We start from the raw sequence: 16,558 nt of genomic DNA, 5'->3' as shown, positions 1-16,558 counted from the left end.
TCCTGCTGGCCCTCATTGATATGCAATGCTTGTTTTCGATTGCAAATAATACAAAAAAACAATATAAATCAAAGTGCTGACGCGATGTTTTATTTGTCCGGCCACTTTTAACAGAAAGTGGGTTTTACTATTTTGTAGAGCCGGATCAGAAAACCCTTTCCCTGCAAGCTTGGTACACCCGCACACTACAGGAGTACTGCCAGGCCCAGGGAACAGGGATGCATTGTGACGTCGCTCAGGCCGGCGTCTTGGTGGACTGCATCCATCAGAGAAAGCCTGTCATACACAACGATCACGCCGCTCTTTCGCACCGCGGGGGATTGCCCGCAGGCCATGCGGCGCTGGTTCGCGAACTAATTGTTCCCTTCTTTCGCGACGACCTGATTGTCGCCGTTCTCGGCATTGGCAATAAAACCGAGGATTATACTGAAAAGGACATTGATGTTGTGGCCTATTTCGCCGATGTGGCCTGGAGATTGCCGCGGCGCAGCAGCAGAACAATCCCGACCGGCCGGGCGCCGTAGCCATCAAGCCGGGGAGCATGGTTCAGGGCGATCCTTACTTGCTGAAGATCGCCATCGAGAACCTGATGGACAACGCCTTCAAATTTACAGGTAGAAAAGAGGTCGGAAAAGGGGCGACGTTTTATTTTACATTACCGGCGCCCGTTGCAAAGTAAGGAGAGGGAAGATGGGGAAACCCCTGCGGGTATTAATGGTTGAGGACTCTGAAGACGACGTTCTTTTGGCGATCAGGCACCTGAAAAGCGGCGGCTACGAGCCTGAATATGAGCGGATAGAAACGGCCGAGGCCCTGCGAATCGCCCTTCGCGGGAACGCCTGGGATGTTATCGTCTGTAATTACCGGTTGCCGAACTTTGACGGTCTAACGGCCATTTCCTTAGTGAAGGAGGCCGCCATTGACATTCCGCTGATCATTTCGTCGGGCGCCATCGGCGAGGAGACGGCGGCGGATTGCCTGCGTTCGGGCGCGTGCGACTATGTGATGAAGGGCAACATGTCCCGGCTTGTTTCCGCCGTTGATCGGGAATTGAAGGAGGCGGAATCAAGGAAAAGGCGCCGGCAGGCGGAGGCGATGCTTAGGGAAAGCGAGGAAAGATATCGCTCTCTTTTCAACTACTCGCAGGAAGCGATCCTGCTTACCAGGCCGGACGGCGCCATCCTTGACGCCAATCCTGCTGCCTGCGAACTTTTCGGCCGCTCCCTGGAGGAGATCCGCAGCCTCGGGCGGGGCGGGCTGTTGGATGTGACGGACCCGCGTCTGACCGCCGCCCTGGCAGAACGGGCAGGCAGGGGTGGAGGAAGAGCTGAGATTACGATGCTGCGCGCCAATGGCGAAAAATTTCCCGTCGAGATAACCTCGGCGCTCTTTGTCGATGCGAACGGCGAGCAGAAAACCAGCATGATTATCCGCGATCTCAGCGAGCGCAAGCGGGCCGAGGCGGAGGATGCGAGATTGCAGCAGCAATTGCGTCAATCCCAGAAAATGGATTCCGTCGGCCGGCTGGCGGGGGGTATCGCTCACGACTTCAACAACATGCTGGGGGTAATCATCGGGCAGGCGGAGCTGGCCTTGACGCAGGTTGATCCGGCTTTGTCCCTGCATGCCCGCCTGGAGGAAATCCTCAAGGCGGCCAATCGCTCCGCCAATCTTACCCGCCAGCTTTTGGCCTTTGCCCGCAAGCAGATCATTTCCCCGCAGGTGCTCGACCTGAATGAGACTGTTAACGGCATGCTGGAGATGCTGCGGCGGCTCATCGGCGAGGACATCGCTTTTGCCTGGCATCCCGGCGCTGATTTGTGGCTGATCAGATTTGATCCCTCCCAGATAGATCAGATAATGGTAAATTTGTGCGTCAACGCCCGCGACGCCATCGCCGGCGTCGGCCGGATTGCCATCGAAACAAGAAACATCAGCTTGGGGAGTGCATACTGCGCCGCTCACGCCGGGCTTGCCCCCGGGGATTATGTTATCCTGAGTGTGAGCGACAATGGCTGCGGGATGAGCAATGAAGTTCTCGGAAAGCTCTTTGAACCCTTTTTTACCACCAAGGCGCCGGGAAAAGGAGTGGGTTTGGGCCTCGCGACGATCTTCGGCATCGTCAAACAGAACAATGGATTCATTGATGTAGTCAGCGAACTGAATCTTAGAACAACCTTCACAATCTATCTGCCGCGAAGCATGGAAGAGACCGCAGAGACCTGCGTAGAAGCTCCACAGCAACCTTCTGTGCGCGGCTCTCAGACGGTGCTGGCAGTGGAGGACGAGCCGGAGCTCCTGGACCTGATCAAGACAATCCTCGAAGGTAAGGGATATCGGGTTCTTATCGCTGCAACGCCCGGTGAAGCGCTCCAACTGGCAAGCGAGCACACCGGAGAAATTGACTTGCTCATTACCGACGTGGTTATGCCGGAAATTAACGGCAAGGGACTGGCGGAGAAGATGCTTTCTACCTATCAGGACATGAAATGCCTCTTTACATCGGGTTATACGGCCGATGTAATTGCCCACCTTGGCGTACTTGAGGAAGGTGTCAATTTCCTGCCGAAGCCGTTTTCCATAAGTGATCTGACGGCGAAAGTGGCTGAGGTTCTGGCTCGGTAGTTACCGAAGGAGTTAAAATAGTATGGAAAAACGCCTCTCCATTCTTATGATCAGCCTTTCCGAAGACGATACGGAACTTGTTTCCCGCCGGTTTCAAGAAGCGGGCTATGCCATCGTTCATCAGCGCGCCGAGGATGCCGACCAGACGCGTCAGGCCCTTGCCAGTCGCTCCTGGGAGTTTGTCATTGCCGATTCTCCTTCTGCTCTCGTTATTCTGAGGCAAACCGGCTCAGATATCCCGTATCTCGTTGTTTCCGACGAGAGCGATGTGGAGACGGCTATTGCGGCGATGAAGGCGGGGATTGACGACTATATTCTGAAAAGCAACCTCCTGCGGCTGGTTTCCGCCTTTGAACAGGCGCTGGAAAAGGCCGCTATCCGGCGACAGCAAAGAGAAGCCGAGGAAAAAAGCAGGCAGACTGCGCAGGAAAAGGAAGCGCTCTGCCTGACCATGACCCTGAAGACAAGTTCAGGAATTGCGATTCTGCAGCAGGGCAAACTGGTTTTTGTAAACCCCTATCTAATAAAGGATTATGGTTATAAAGAGGAGGATTTTCTCGGCAAAACCATGCTTGAATTCATCCACCCGGAGGATCGTGCGAAGGTCCGGCAAAATGCAATTGCGATGTTAAAGGGAAAATCCGCAACCCCTTACAGATATCGGGTCGTCTGTGCCGATGGACAAATCCGCTGGGTTGTCGAGTCGCTTGCCACCATTTCCTACGGGGGAAGTCCGGCGATTATGGGCAATATTATTGATGTAACCGAAATGACGCAGCTTGAACGGCAGCTTGAGGATGCACGGGCGCTGCTGATCAAGGAGGAAAAACTGTCTTCGCTCGGCATGCTGGCCGTCGGGATCTCTCACGAAATCCTTAATCCGCTCAACATCATCTCGCTGAATATTCAGTTGCTGGAGATCAACGAGTGGCCCCCCGAGAAAACAAAAGAGATGCTCGCCGTCATCAGCCGCCAGGTGGAGAGAATAGAAAAGATAGTTCGTGATCTCAATATGTTCGCCAAGCCATCCCAAGGCGAGTTTATTCCTGTTGACGTCAATAAGCTGATAGAAAGCGTTTTCACCCTGATTAACCCCAAACTCCGTCTGGCCCGGATCAATCTTGAAAAAGAGCTGGGGGCGGATTTGCCTGCCATTTCGCTTGAGCAGAACAAGATGTGGCAGGTGTTCATGAATTTGATCACTAATGCCATCGACGCCATGGCTGAAAAGGAGGAAAAGACGCTGCGGGCGGCAACGAGCAGGGAAACGACGAAGGAAGGAGAGTTTGTCCGCATTGTCTTTGCCGACACGGGAAAGGGCATTGAGAAAGAGAATTCCAGCAAGATATTCGATCCGTTCTTTACGACCAAGGCGCCAGGCGCCGGCACTGGATTGGGACTATCCATAGCGTACAGCGTTATCCAGGAACATAAGGGAAGCATAGTTGTGGAGAATAATAAAGAGGGCGGGGCGTCATTTATCATCCGCTTGCCGGTGAAACATTCATGATGGCGCGCCATCGTAAAACATAAAGGAAAAAATCTTCCATGGCCAATATTCTTATTGTTGATGACGAAATAGAGACGTGCAAAGCCCTGAATATGTTTCTCTCCTTCAAGGGCTATGAATGCCAAATGGCCCATACCGGCGATCAGGCGCTGGAGATTATGCGCGGATACAGGATAGATCTTGTCCTTATGGATGTCATGATGCCGGGAATGAACGGTTTTGAGGCGTGTCGCATAATCAAAAATGATGAGTTGCTGAAGGCAATCCCCGTCATCATGTTAACGGCGCTTTCCGAAAAAAAGGATCGGATCGAGGGGATCGAGGCAGGGGCTGACGACTTTATCAACAAACCGATCGATCATAGCGAAGTGCTTGCCCGCGTCCGCATGCTGCTGAAGCTGAAAGACGCCAACGATCTGCTCAGTCATGCCTTTGCGGATATACAGAGTCTGATCGTTTACGGCGAGCAGACCTTCAACAGCTTCACCTCCGCCGATTTTGACTTTATGTCCAAGATTGACGGGATCGTCGAGCGGATCATCCGCAAAGAATCGAGTATCGCCCATAAACCGGAAAGCGTTGTCGTCGGGTACGAGAACGAACGGGGTTCCTGGTCCTGGTACCACTACGAATCTGTTTCTCATAGTCTCAAACGCAGCGAGCTCGGCGGCAATATCCGCCAGAGTCTTGAATCTGTCTGGAAGGAGGAGTCCCAGATCGGCTTCCTTAACCAGAAGGATATCGCGCTTCCAGAATTCAGTTTATTTATCAAGGAGTTGCAATCACAGAACATCAAGATAAAAAACATCGTTTATTCCTTGAGCAGGGGGCTGTGCATCGTCAACCTCAATCATGACCGGGAGGTTGGGAAGTATGACGCGGCCATCCTCAACAGCATGGTTACTATATGCGATTCGCTGCGTTACCTTGCCCGGCAGGTTCAGGAAACAGAAGAAGCGTTTGCCTACACCATCCAGGCGCTCGCGCGGGCATCGGAAGTGAACGATGAAGATACCGGGCAGCACATTCTGAGGGTGGGCGAGTACGCCGGTTTTATCGCAGTGAGTCTCGGTCTTCCGGAAAGACTGACGCAGATGATTCGTCAGCAGGCGCCGCTGCACGATGTGGGAAAGCTGTACATTCCTGCCTCGATTCTAAAGAAACCGGCTAAACTTACGGATGATGAGATGAAAATTATTGAGCTGCACCCGAGTTACGGCGCAAAAATAATCGGAGAACAACCACGTCTCGAAGTGGCCAGAAGAATTGCCCTTACTCATCACGAAAGGTGGGACGGCAGTGGTTACCCCGGAGGACTCCGCGGCGTGGAAATCCCAATTGAGGGAAGAATCGTTGCCTTGGCCGACCAGTACGACGCCTTGCGCAACCGCCGTGCGTACAAACCCGCATTTACGCATGCCAGGGTATTTGAGATCCTCGACAAAGGGGATGGGCGAACGGCGCCGTCCCATTTCGATCCCGCTGTTCTGGCGATCTTCCTCAAGTTCGACAAGGAATTCGAGGATATCTACGAGCACATGCAGGACTGAGAAACGAGCAATTTCTGACGAAACCTTCTTGACGACGGGTCGTCACAAAGAAAGAGCTTTGAAAATCTATACCCTTTTGTCATTCCCGCGCAGGCGGGAATCTGTAAGTTCCCGAAAAGACCAGATTCCCGTTTTCACGGGAATGACAATTAACAACATTTCGGGAGAAATTCAAAGTTCTCAAAGAATATGGAGGGACGCGCTCCGTCGCGTCCGTAACGGTTCTCTTATGAACGCATTTTATGAACATTAAGCTTCACCCGTGCATTGGCCCTGCTGTTCATTCGCGCGGAACAGCCAGGCTCTTTGAGTCGTAATCGGACAATAAAAGGCTTGACACGAATTACCGTTGGTTTATAATGTTACCATCGGTCACAAATTATAATATTTGCGTGCGGAGGCAGATCATGTCCTTTCCTGACAGAAACAATCCATATAATTTCAATGAATTCCTGGAATGGCGAAAAAGCGTCGATTATTATCGCGACGACCCTTTCGTTAGGCAGACAATAAAAACCTTTGCCGGTGGAGAGTTTGAAAAAAGCGATGCCGAGGCGCGGGCCTTTTCGCCGCAGGTCTCCTTGCGCTGGCGCGATTTGGCGGAGCGGATTGCCTTGCCGGAGAAGCGCCCCTTCATGATGCACTACGATGGCCACCACAACCGGATCGACCGGATTGTCCGCCCGGCAGAAACGGAGATTCTCGAAAAGGAGGTTTTCGCGGAGGCTGTTTTTTCCGATAAAACATTGCCTTGGGTGAAGCTTGTCAAGATGTTTCTGCTCTACCAGAATGGAGAAGCCTGCATCGCCTGCCCCCTTGTCTGCACGGAAGGGCTGGTGATGCTTCTGGAAAAATATGCGGATTCCGAAGAAACAAGAAAAATACTCCAGCACTGCAAGGAGGGGATAAACGGCGATTATGGCATTGGCGCCCAGTATCTTTCCGAAATTCAGGGGGGCTCCGACGTTCCGGCCAATCTGCTTGAGGCTGTAGAAGAAAACGGCGTCTGGAAACTGTACGGGACCAAATTCTTCTGCTCGGCGACGCATGCCGACTACGCGGTGATTACCGCAAAACCGGCCGGTTCGGAAAAGGTCGCGCTGTTTGTTGTCCCGTCCTGGCTGCCTGGAAACAAGGCAAGGGAGATCAGAAACGGCTTTACCATCGACCAGATAAAATGGAAGCTTGGCACCAGCGAGCTTACGACCGGCGAGCTTACCTTCAACGGGGCTGTCGCCTATCCGGTGGGACCGCTCGACAGGGGAGTAGCCAATGTCGTTGGAATTGTTCTTACTTATTCAAGACTTACAGTAGGTTTAGCCGCCGCTGCCTATATGACGAGAGCCGTACGGGAGGCGAAGAAATACGCGGAATTGCGCGAAGCTTTCGGGACGGCAATCGGGAACTTTGCCCTCCAGGCGGAAAATATTGGCAGGCTGGAGAATGCGGCCCGGCGGACAACTGCCGCCGCCTTCAAACTCTATAGTGATTTTTTATCGCTGGAAGACGGGTTAAAACCAGGGATTGCAACCGACGAACCGGAAGTCATTAAAAAGAAACGTTTTGCCGTCCGGGAGCTGATCATGCTGCAGAAAATTACCGCCGCCTGGGATTGTACCGAGGCGCTCCACGAGGCAATGTCCGTTTTCGGCGGTCACGGCGTCATCGAGGATTTTTCGGCGCTGCCCCGCCTTTACCGCGATTCCGCTGTGAATGAGCTCTGGGAAGGCCCGCGCAACGTTCTTTTGACGCAGATATATCGGGACCTCAAGAGGGTCAGGGAGTGGTACGATCCGGCGGAATTCGTTCGAAACATTCTCGGGGGAGGGAGCGAAGATGTCGTCGAAAAACTGGCGGGGGATGCCGTTGAACTGCTCGGTTATCCCGATTCAGCCGAGATAAACGCTGAAACAATTGCGCTGTGGCGGCGCTGGGACCATTTCTGCGCCGACTTTTTTCACGCTTATCAGGAACTGGCCCTTCAGGACGTGGAAACAGGGCTATGAAACCCTCATGGCGGCGTGCCGTCGCAAAGAGGGATGAATGAGTAGTTACAAATTCTTTTAATAAGGAGGGTTCTATGAAACAAAGTAAAATTACATTCACCATGTTGTTGACCATTTCAGTCATTTTTTTATTTGCCGCGACAAATATCTTGGCCGCCCAACCCGGTTTTGACGACAAGGAGATCAGGATCGCCCAGTTCGGCCCGCAAACAGGCCCGGCGGCGCCGTGGGGAGCGGTTGCCCGGGGCTCCGGTCTGCTTTTTCAGATCGTCAACGAGGAAGGCGGCATCAACGGCAGAAAAATCAAATATTTTATGAGGGATGACCAATACAACCCCGCCCAGACCGCGGCGATTGTCAAGGAACTGGTGGAGCGCGAGGGGATTTTTGCCTTTACCGGCGGGGTTTCCAGCGCGGGAGGAAACGCCGTCAAGGGCTTTCTGGCGGAAAACAAGATCCTTTGGGTTACCCCCGGTTCCGCCGGGGTCAATACCGATGCGAAAGGGGATATCGATCCGGTCATGAATCCCTATCGCTATTATTCATATCCGCTTTTTCAGGACGAGGCGAGCATTCTGACAAAATATCTCGTGGAAAAAATGGGATTCAAAAAGATCGGCATCCTCTATCAGAACGACTCTTACGGCAAGAGCGGCCTGGCCGGCTGCGTGCAGCGGCTTGATTCCTACAAAATGAAATTGACGGAGGCGATCCCGGTTGAACCGACTGACAAGGATCTCGCGTCCCAGATACTGAGATTCAAGAATTCCGGCGTTGAGGCAGTCATGATGTGGGTCAGCCCGACCCTCGGGGTGATTGCGATGAAGACGAGCGCGAATGTCGGCTTCAAAACCCAGTGGGTCTCCAGTAACGGGCTTTCCGACTATCCGCTCATGAACAAGATAACCGGCGGCCTCTGGGAAGGGGTGATAACCGGCGCCTTTGTTCCGCCACCCGACTCCACCGATCCCCTGGTCGTCAAGTATCAGAAGGCGGCGCAGAGACTGGCCCCCCAGGAGCGATGGGGCGTTTTCTTCATGGCGGGTATTCAGTTCGCCGAGTCGCTCGTCGAGGCGCTCAGGCTTGCCGGACCGAATCTGAGCACGGAGAAGGTCATTGAAAAGCTGAATACTTTCAAGGACTGGAAAGGAATGGGCGGCAAGATAACCTGGAACAAAAACCGCCATCAGGGCACCGATTCGATCCAGATTCAGAAGTGCGGCCCGGGCGCAAAAGCCATTCTGCTGCAGGACTGGACTGCCAACGAACTGGCCACCTGGAAAAAATAGCAGAGCTGTGAGAGTTTGAATTTCACTGTTCCCATTGAGTAGTTACAAACCCCCATGCCCGGGTTGTGCACAACGAAGGATGAAAATCCCCCCTTGCCCCCCTTTGGCAAAGGGGGGATGGGGGGATTTTCATACAAACAGTTTAAGTTTTCAAGGGTTTTTGTTTTCGGAGGGTTGGATGTTTGATTTTTTGCTGACCAACGAGCAGCTCAAATTCCGGGAGGAGGTGCGGGACTTCGTCCAATGGGTTCCCCGTGAGCTTATCCTTGCCATGGACAAGGATGAAATAAAATTTCCGAAGGAATTTCTCCAGGAGGCGGGACGCCGCAACCTGCTGGGCTGCCGCTATCCCAAGCAGTGGGGCGGGCGCGGGATGGACTGGGTGACGACCGGGATGGTTCTCGAGGAGATCGGAACCTTAAGCTATGAACTTGCGTGCGTTTTTGGAGTCGGAGCGGAGCTTGTCTGCGACGCGCTTATCCAGCACGGAACCGATGAACAGAAGGAGAAATACGTCAGACCCCTGCTGAAAGGGGAAATTTTTGCGGCGGAGGGTTTGACTGAACCAAGGGGCGGATCAGATTTTTTCGGGGCTGTTTCAAAGGCTGAGGATCAGGGTGATTATTTCCTGCTGAACGGTCAGAAGCGCTTCATTGTCGGCGGAGAAGGGGCCGACTATTTTCTGCTGTACGCCAAGACAAATTTTGATCCGGCGACAAAACCGCAGGCCTCCATCACCGCCTTTATCGTGGAGCGCGGTCCCGGCGTCGAAACGAAATATCTTTACAGCCTGATGGGAAGTCGCGGCGGGGGAACTGCCCGGGTAGTATTTACGGACGTCCGGGTGCCGAAGGAAAATGTCGTGGGACGCGTGAACGGCGGCTACGACATCTTCAATACGATGATGATCCCGGAGCGTCTCGGAACGGCGATCATGACGATCGGCTCCGCCCGGGTGGCCCTCGATATTGCGACCCACTACACGACGAGGCGCAAGGCGTTCGGCCAAACCTTGAACTCGTTTCAGGGGGTCAGTTTCCAGATCGCGGAGGCGGCGATGCTGCTCGATGCTGCGCGTTCGCTGGGCTATGCCACCTGCCGGGCGATAGACGCCGGCGTACCGACCGACAAGGCGAGGCGCCTGATCTCCGAATCCAAGCGATTCATTACCGAATCGTGTCAGAAGGCGGCTCATAACTCGCTGCAGGTTCTCGGGGGGATTGGCTATACGAATGTCTTTCCGGTGGAGCGGATTTTCCGCGATATCCGGCTGGCAACGATCTGGACCGGCACAAGCGAGGTCATGTCGATGATTGTCGCCCACGAATGGTACAAAGAAACGGAAATAAACAGGAAAAACTCGCAGAGGCGCGATTACGAGGCGGATGCTGCCGAGGCCTTCGCCGAGGACGAAAAGATCTACGAATAGATTTTCCTTACTCCATCCCGCCGCCCAGCGCCTTGTAGAGTGAAACCAGCGCGTTGACGCGGGCCAGTCGCAAACTGATCAGGCCGCTTTCAGCAGCGTACAGGGAACGCTGCGCGTCGAGCGTCGGCAGGTAGTTGTCCACCCCTTTTTGATAGCGCAACTCGGCGAGGCGGTAAGTCTGCTGAGAGGCTTTGATCAATGATTCCTGAGCCTTAACCTGATTATCGGCGGTTCCCAGGACGGCGAGTGAGTCGGAGACCTCCCGGAAGGCCGTTTGGATGGCCTTTTCGTATTGGGCGGTGGCGATCTTTGTTTCGGCAAGCGCCGCGTCCAGATTATTTTTTCTCCTGCCGAAATCGAAGATCGGCAGATCAATCCGCGGGGCGAAGGCCCACGTTCCCGACCCCGACTTGAAAAGACCAGAGAGTTCGCTGCTGATTGTTCCCACGCCGGTTGTAAGCGTTATCCTGGGGAAAAAGTCCGCCCGCGCCGCCCCGATATTGGCGTTGGCCGCCTGGAGCCTGTTTTCCGCCTGCAAGATATCGGGACGTTGTAAAAGAACGTCTGAAGGCAGACCCGCGGCAATGGTCAGCAATTTACCGGCGGCGGCAAGGGAAGAGGGGAGGGAGTCCGACGGGGTGTTCTGACCGACAAGCAGGTTCAACAGATTCTGGTCAAGCGCAACTGCGCGGGTATTGGAAACCACATCCACCCGCGCCGCTTCCACCCTTGTTTGCGCCTGCCGCAAATCAAGCTCCGAGAAGATGCCCGTTTCGTAACGACGTTTGATTAAATTAAAGCTTGCTGATTGCGTTTGCAGGGTCTTTTCGGAGAACTGCAGCTTCTCCAGATCGCCGGCGAGCAGCAGATAGGCGTTCGCCACTGCGGAAACGAGCGATATTTGGGCGCTTCGTTGCGCCTGCTCGGTGGATAGATAATTTTCCAGCGCCTGCTCCTTGAGGCTTGCCACCCGCCCGAAAAAATCGAGTTCCCAGGAGCTGACGCCAAAGCTGACGCTGTACTGCTCGGCCGTAACCACCTTGCCGGCGCCGGAAACATCCGCGGGCAGCCGCTGCTGTGAGCCGCCGGCGGAAACCCCAACAATGGGAAAAATCTCCGCTTTTTGAATGCCGTACATGGCCCGGGCCTTTTCGATGTTCAATGCTGCAATCCGCAGATCGCGGTTGTTTTGCAGGGCCAGTTCGATTACGCTTTGCATCTTCTCGTCGTTAAAAAAATCCCGCCATTTCAGGGAAGCGGCTGTTGCTGCTCCCGGAAGGGAGTCGGTGTTGTAGGCCGCCCCGCTCGGCCAGGAATCCGGGATAGGCGCTGCCGGGCGGCTGTACTTCGGCGCCATGCTGGAGCAGCCAAAGAGCCCAACGCACCCGAGGCAAAGGATGAAAATAAAGGTTGTTTTTCTGAGCATTTTAAATCTCCTCCATCGGAATGAGCCATATCAGAAGCAGTTCCGACAACATATTAATGTTTATAAAATGCATGTTTGGCCTGCCCGGACGCGACGAAGCGCGTCCCCCCAATTTTAATCAACCTTTATGACGGTGCGCCGTCAGGAGCAGGGTGCGGCAGGGGTCATGCGTAATGCACTAATCTTGCTTATCTGATAAATATTCAGCACTTAAAAAAGATTGTCATCCCCGAGTGTCTCTATCGGGGATACGGTTTTAAAACCGGTACCATATTCCCGATTACACCCTCGGGAATGACAGATTTTATTATCATGCTGAATAGTTACCTTATCTGGTGCATTACACGTAACAGATATCCCTACACATCGTTTGCGGTTCCCCCATTTTGCTTTGGCAGCGGCTGCTTGCCGCGGAAAAGTTTGAAGATTACGACAAAAAGAAGGGGAATATAAAATATCGCGATAAATGTGGCCGAGAGCATCCCTCCGACCACGCCAGTCCCGATCGCGTTCTGCGCTGCCGCTCCGGCCCCGTGGCTGATGGCCAGAGGGAGGACGCCAAGGATAAACGCCAGTGAAGTCATGATGATCGGCCGCAGCCGCAGGCGGGCAGCCTCGAGAGTCGCCTCCACCAGGCCCGCCCCCGCGGTCATCCGCTCGCGGGCGAACTGGACGATCAGGATGGCGTTTTTTGCCGTCAATCCCAACGTAGTCAGAAGACCAATCTGGAAATAGACGTCGCTTTCCATCCCGCGGAGCCAGGTCGCCAGAACCGTTCCAAAGACCCCCAGCGGCAGCACCAGCAAAATCGCAAACGGGATTGACCAGCTCTCGTAAAGGGCGGCGAGGGTGAGGAAAATGACCAGGACGGAAAAGGCGTAGAGCACGGAGGTCTGGGTGCTTGCCTGACGTTCCTGAAAGGAGAGGCCGGTCCACTCAAAGCCGATTCCCGGCGGCAGCTTGTAGGCAATCTCCTCCATCGCCTGCATTGCCTCTCCGGAGCTCTTTCCCGGCTTCGGCTCGCCCCAGATCTCGATTGCGGGAAACGCATTGTATCGTTGCAGACTGGGGGAGCCATATCCCCATTTCCCGGTTGAGAAGGCGGAAAAGGGAACCATGCCGCCGCTCAAGTTGCGTACATGCCACCTGTTCAAGTCCTCGATTTGCATGCGGGACGAGGAGTCTCCCTGCATATACACGCGCTTGATCCGTCCCTGATTTACAAAGTCGTTTACGTAGGTTCCGCCCCAGGCGCTGGAAATGGCGTCGTGGATCTCATTTACGGGAACGCCGAGCGCGCCCGCTCTTTCCCAGTCGATGTTGATGTTGTACTCCGGCAGGTCGTTGAGCCCGTTAGGGCGCACGGCCATCAGGACGGGGTTTTGCGCCGCCATTCCGAGAAGCTGGTTGCGCGCCTCCAGAAGCCTGTCGTGACCAACCCCCCCGCGATCCTGCAACTCAAAGTCAAAGCCGGTCGCATTGCCCAATTCCAGCACCGGCGGCGGGGCAAACGCGAAGACTATCGCATCGCGCCTCCGGGAGAATTCGGCCATCGCCTTGCCGACAACCGCCTTTACCTTCAAATCGGGACGATTCCGCAAATCCCAGTCCTTGAGTTTGACGAATGCCATCCCGTTATTCTGCCCGCGTCCGGAAAAACTGAAGCCATAGACGTACATGATCGATTCAACGGCGTCCTTCTGCTGAACGAGGAAATGGTTTTTGACGTCCTCCAAAACCCGGGCGGTGCGTTCCGCCGTGGCCCCTTCAGGGAGCATCACCTGGGTAAAGAGCACCCCCTGATCCTCGTCGGGCAGAAAAGAGGTCGGCAGTTTCAACAGCAGCAATCCCGTCCCTGCCACGATCAGCAGATAAATGATGAGGTACCGGGTGCGTTTTGCCAGCACCCCGGCCGTCATTGCGAAATAGCGGTCGCGAAAACGGTAAAAAACTTTGTCGAACCACAGCAGAAACGGTCTGGTCAGAAAGAACCCGCTTTCCGCCGCCTCGTGCCCCTTGGCAACCGGCTTCAGCATCGTCGCGCACAGGGCGGGCGTCAAGATCAGGGCGACCAGCACCGAAAGCAGCATCGCTGCGACGATTGTCACGGAAAACTGACGATAGATGATCCCCGTTGAGCCGCCGAAAAACGCCATCGGCCCGAACACAGCCGAAAGGACAAGGCCGATGCCAATCAGCGCCCCGGTGATCTGCTTCATCGACTTGCGGGTTGCCTCTTTCGGGGAAAGGCCTTCGTCGTGCATGATCCGCTCGACGTTTTCGATGACGACGATCGCGTCATCGACCAAAAGCCCGATTGCCAGAACCATCGCAAACATGGTCAGCATGTTTATTGTAAAGCCAAACATTTTCAAGATAAAAAATGTTCCAAGTAAAACCACCGGCACGGCAATCGTTGGGATCAGAGTGGCGCGGAAACTTCCCAAAAAAAGGAACATGACAAGAAAGACAAGGAGGATCGCCTCAAAGAGCGTCTTTACCACCTCTTTGATGGCGACCGAGACAAAAGGCGTTGTTTCATAGGGATAGACTACTTTCAGCCCGGCGGGAAAATACTTGGAGAGTTCTTCCATCTTCGCCTTGACCGCCTTGGAGGTGTCAAGCGCGTTGGCTCCGGAGGCAAGTCTGATTACCAGCCCGCCCGACGGTTTGCCGTTGTAGCGGGTCTCCGCCTCATAGGATTCCGTCCCCAGTTCGGCCCGTGCCACATCCCGCAGCCGGACTGTTGAGCCGTCGGCTTTGATCACAACCGGTATATCCTCAAACTGTTCCGGGGTCTGGAGCAGATCGTGAACGTTGACGGTGACGTTGAGGTTCTGACCCTGGACCGCCGGCAGCCCCCCCAGTTGGCCGGCGGAGACCTGGACGTTGTAAGTTTGCAGCGCCCTTTTGACATCGGCCGGGGTAAGGTTGTAATTGAGGAGCTTTTCCGGGTTAAGCCAGATGCGCATCGCGTACTGGCTGCCGAAGGTCATTACCTCGCCGACCCCTGGTACGCGGCTCAAAATGCTTTCGACGTTCGATGCCATGTAATCGGTCAGGTCGTAGTTATTCATCGAGCCGTCTTCAGAGTAAATGCTGACGATCATGAAGAAGTTCTTCGTGGCCTTGGAAACCTTTATCCCCATCTGCTGGACAACCTGCGGCAAAAGAGGCTTGGCGAGTTCCAGCTTGTTTTGCACCTTTGCCCAGGCGATGTCCGCGTCGGTGCCTGGCGCAAAAAACAGCGTCACGCTTCCACGTCCGGAAGAATCACTGGCGGACGAAAAATAGAGGAGATTGTCGAGCCCGGTCATCTTCTGTTCGACGATCTGCGTCACGGTATTTTCCACCGTCTTTGCCGAGGCGCCGGGATAGAAGGCGTCGATCGAAATGGCCGGCGGGGCGATGGCCGGATACTGCGAGACCGGCATGCTTTTGATAGACAGGGCGCCGGCAATCATGATGATAATCGCGATTACCCAGGCAAAAACAGGGCGGTCAATGAAAAATTGAACCATGAAAATTCTCCTTTACTTGCCGGACGAGGTCAGGGACAGGGGAGTTGCCGGCGTTTTGGAATCAAAGGGGAAAACCTTTACCGGAACACCCGGCCGTATTTTCTGCAGCCCTTCCACAATCACCCGCTCGCCCGCCTGAAGCCCCTCGAAGACCAGCCATTGATTGCCAACGGCCCTGTCTATCTTCAGGAATCTTTGTTGAACCGTGCCTGAGGGATCAACAATCATCGCGAAGGCCCTCCCTTTGGGGTCGCGAGTCACTGCCTGCTGCAAAACGAGTATTGCTTTATTCTTCACGCCCTCCCGGACTACCGCGCGCACATACATGCCGGGCAAAAGGATTTGTTGCGGGTTCGCAAAGGCTATCCTCAAGAGGAAGGAGCCGGTAGCGGGATTGACGGTGACATCGGAAAATTTAAACTCTCCTTCCAGCGGATAAGGTGTACCATCCTCAAGCAGCAGCTTTACCTTTGCCCCCCGAATGTTGTTTTTTTTCATTTGTCCGCCGGCGAGCTCCTGTTTCATCCTCAGCAGGTCGGAGCTGGACTGGGTTGCATCCACAAAGACCCGGTCGATTTTCTGGATTACCGCAAGCGGGGCTGGCTGCCCCGCAGTCGCAAGCGCACCGACAGTAATATTCGATTTGCCAATCCTTCCCGAAATAGGCGCCTTGATGTCGGTGTAAGAAAGGTTGATGCGGGCTGTCTCGATCGCTGTCTTTCCGTACTGGACATCCGCCTCGACCTGTTTGAGCGCAGATGATATATCATCGTATTCTTGAGCGCTTACGGCATTTTCCTGAAGCAGTTCCTGATAGCGGCGCTCTCTTCCCCGCAGAGACGGCAGATTTGCCTCGGCCCGAATCAGGGACGCCTGCGCGCTGTCAAGGGTTGCCTTGTACGGGGTGGGATCGATTTTATACAAGACGTCGCCCGCCTTCACCTCATTTCCTTCCTCAAACAGCCGTTCGCGGATGATGCCGTTTACCTGAGGACGCACCTCGGCCACAAGAGATGCCGACACCCGCCCCGGCAGTTCCCTTGTAATTTCGACTCGTTCTTCTTTTACGGCAACAACGTCAACCTCCGGCAAAACTCCTCCGCCTGGCGCCTTTGCCTCGGGCTTTTGCCCGCAACCGGCAAAAATCATTATCACGCAGGCAGCGAGTATAAATATTTTTGTTTTTTTAGCTATCTCCATGC

The 16,558-nt window shown here is 54.4% G+C and carries 11 protein-coding genes; 8 read left to right on the top strand and 3 right to left on the bottom strand.

The annotated features are described in order from the left end of the window. The first annotated feature begins 161 nt into the window (after positions 1 to 161). From M0P74_09670 to M0P74_09635, 8 genes are all read left to right on the top strand, one after another. Positions 162 to 524, top strand: coding sequence for a GAF domain-containing protein (locus tag M0P74_09670; protein ID MCK9363848.1), 363 nt, complete (start codon positions 162 to 164; stop codon positions 522 to 524). Between the two features lie 17 nt (positions 525 to 541). Next, positions 542 to 679 carry a hypothetical protein gene (locus M0P74_09665; protein MCK9363847.1) on the top strand — a complete coding sequence of 46 codons (138 nt, stop codon included), beginning with the start codon at positions 542 to 544 and terminating at the stop codon, positions 677 to 679. 11 nt (positions 680 to 690) lie between these two features. Then, positions 691 to 2,625, top strand: a complete 1,935-nt coding sequence (locus M0P74_09660; GenBank protein MCK9363846.1) for a response regulator — start codon at positions 691 to 693, stop codon at positions 2,623 to 2,625. 22 nt (positions 2,626 to 2,647) lie between these two features. Beyond that, positions 2,648 to 4,135 carry a PAS domain S-box protein gene (locus M0P74_09655; GenBank protein MCK9363845.1) on the top strand — a complete coding sequence of 496 codons (1,488 nt, stop codon included), beginning with the start codon at positions 2,648 to 2,650 and terminating at the stop codon, positions 4,133 to 4,135. Positions 4,136 to 4,173: 38 nt separating this feature from the next. Beyond that, positions 4,174 to 5,685, top strand: coding sequence for a response regulator (locus M0P74_09650; GenBank protein MCK9363844.1), 1,512 nt, complete (start codon positions 4,174 to 4,176; stop codon positions 5,683 to 5,685). 407 nt (positions 5,686 to 6,092) lie between these two features. Further along, the gene (locus M0P74_09645; protein MCK9363843.1) at positions 6,093 to 7,691 is read left to right on the top strand and encodes an acyl-CoA dehydrogenase family protein; all 1,599 of its coding nucleotides are present in this window, start codon (positions 6,093 to 6,095) and stop codon (positions 7,689 to 7,691) included. Between the two features lie 74 nt (positions 7,692 to 7,765). Then, positions 7,766 to 8,980: an ABC transporter substrate-binding protein gene (locus tag M0P74_09640; GenBank protein ID MCK9363842.1), complete on the top strand. Its 1,215-nt coding sequence runs from the start codon at positions 7,766 to 7,768 to the stop codon at positions 8,978 to 8,980. A gap of 178 nt (positions 8,981 to 9,158) precedes the next feature. After that, the gene (locus M0P74_09635) at positions 9,159 to 10,409 is read left to right on the top strand and encodes an acyl-CoA/acyl-ACP dehydrogenase (protein ID MCK9363841.1); all 1,251 of its coding nucleotides are present in this window, start codon (positions 9,159 to 9,161) and stop codon (positions 10,407 to 10,409) included. A gap of 7 nt (positions 10,410 to 10,416) precedes the next feature. Here M0P74_09635 and M0P74_09630 read toward each other — a convergent pair whose 3' ends face one another. The 3 genes from M0P74_09630 to M0P74_09620 form a co-directional block, all read right to left on the bottom strand. After that, a complete protein-coding gene (locus M0P74_09630; GenBank protein MCK9363840.1) occupies positions 10,417 to 11,835 on the bottom strand; it encodes an efflux transporter outer membrane subunit in 1,419 nt (472 codons plus the stop codon). A gap of 359 nt (positions 11,836 to 12,194) precedes the next feature. Further along, entirely contained in the window at positions 12,195 to 15,356 is a 3,162-nt protein-coding gene (locus tag M0P74_09625; protein ID MCK9363839.1) for an efflux RND transporter permease subunit, read from the bottom strand. Between the two features lie 12 nt (positions 15,357 to 15,368). Further along, on the bottom strand, positions 15,369 to 16,556 hold the full coding sequence (locus M0P74_09620; GenBank protein MCK9363838.1) for an efflux RND transporter periplasmic adaptor subunit: 1,188 nt from the start codon (positions 16,554 to 16,556) through the stop codon (positions 15,369 to 15,371). Between the last annotated feature and the right edge of the window lie 2 nt (positions 16,557 to 16,558).

Source organism: Syntrophales bacterium, assembly GCA_023229765.1.
Lineage (GTDB): Bacteria > Desulfobacterota > Syntrophia > Syntrophales > UBA5619 > DYTH01.
Note: the sequence above shows the minus strand (reverse complement) of the source record. Positions and strands in the feature narration are given on the sequence as shown.

Bases quoted from the DNA above. Each gene is read 5' to 3' on its own strand.
- M0P74_09665 (MCK9363847.1), top strand. From the start codon at position 542: ATGGTTCAGGGCGATCCTTACTTGCTGAAGATCGCCATCGAGAACCTG.
- M0P74_09660 (MCK9363846.1), top strand. From the start codon at position 691: ATGGGGAAACCCCTGCGGGTATTAATGGTTGAGGACTCTGAAGACGAC.
- M0P74_09655 (MCK9363845.1), top strand. From the start codon at position 2,648: ATGGAAAAACGCCTCTCCATTCTTATGATCAGCCTTTCCGAAGACGAT.
- M0P74_09650 (MCK9363844.1), top strand. From the start codon at position 4,174: ATGGCCAATATTCTTATTGTTGATGACGAAATAGAGACGTGCAAAGCC.
- M0P74_09645 (MCK9363843.1), top strand. From the start codon at position 6,093: ATGTCCTTTCCTGACAGAAACAATCCATATAATTTCAATGAATTCCTG.
- M0P74_09640 (MCK9363842.1), top strand. From the start codon at position 7,766: ATGAAACAAAGTAAAATTACATTCACCATGTTGTTGACCATTTCAGTC.
- M0P74_09635 (MCK9363841.1), top strand. From the start codon at position 9,159: ATGTTTGATTTTTTGCTGACCAACGAGCAGCTCAAATTCCGGGAGGAG.
- M0P74_09630 (MCK9363840.1), bottom strand. From the start codon at position 11,835: ATGCTCAGAAAAACAACCTTTATTTTCATCCTTTGCCTCGGGTGCGTT.
- M0P74_09625 (MCK9363839.1), bottom strand. From the start codon at position 15,356: ATGGTTCAATTTTTCATTGACCGCCCTGTTTTTGCCTGGGTAATCGCG.
- M0P74_09620 (MCK9363838.1), bottom strand. From the start codon at position 16,556: ATGGAGATAGCTAAAAAAACAAAAATATTTATACTCGCTGCCTGCGTG.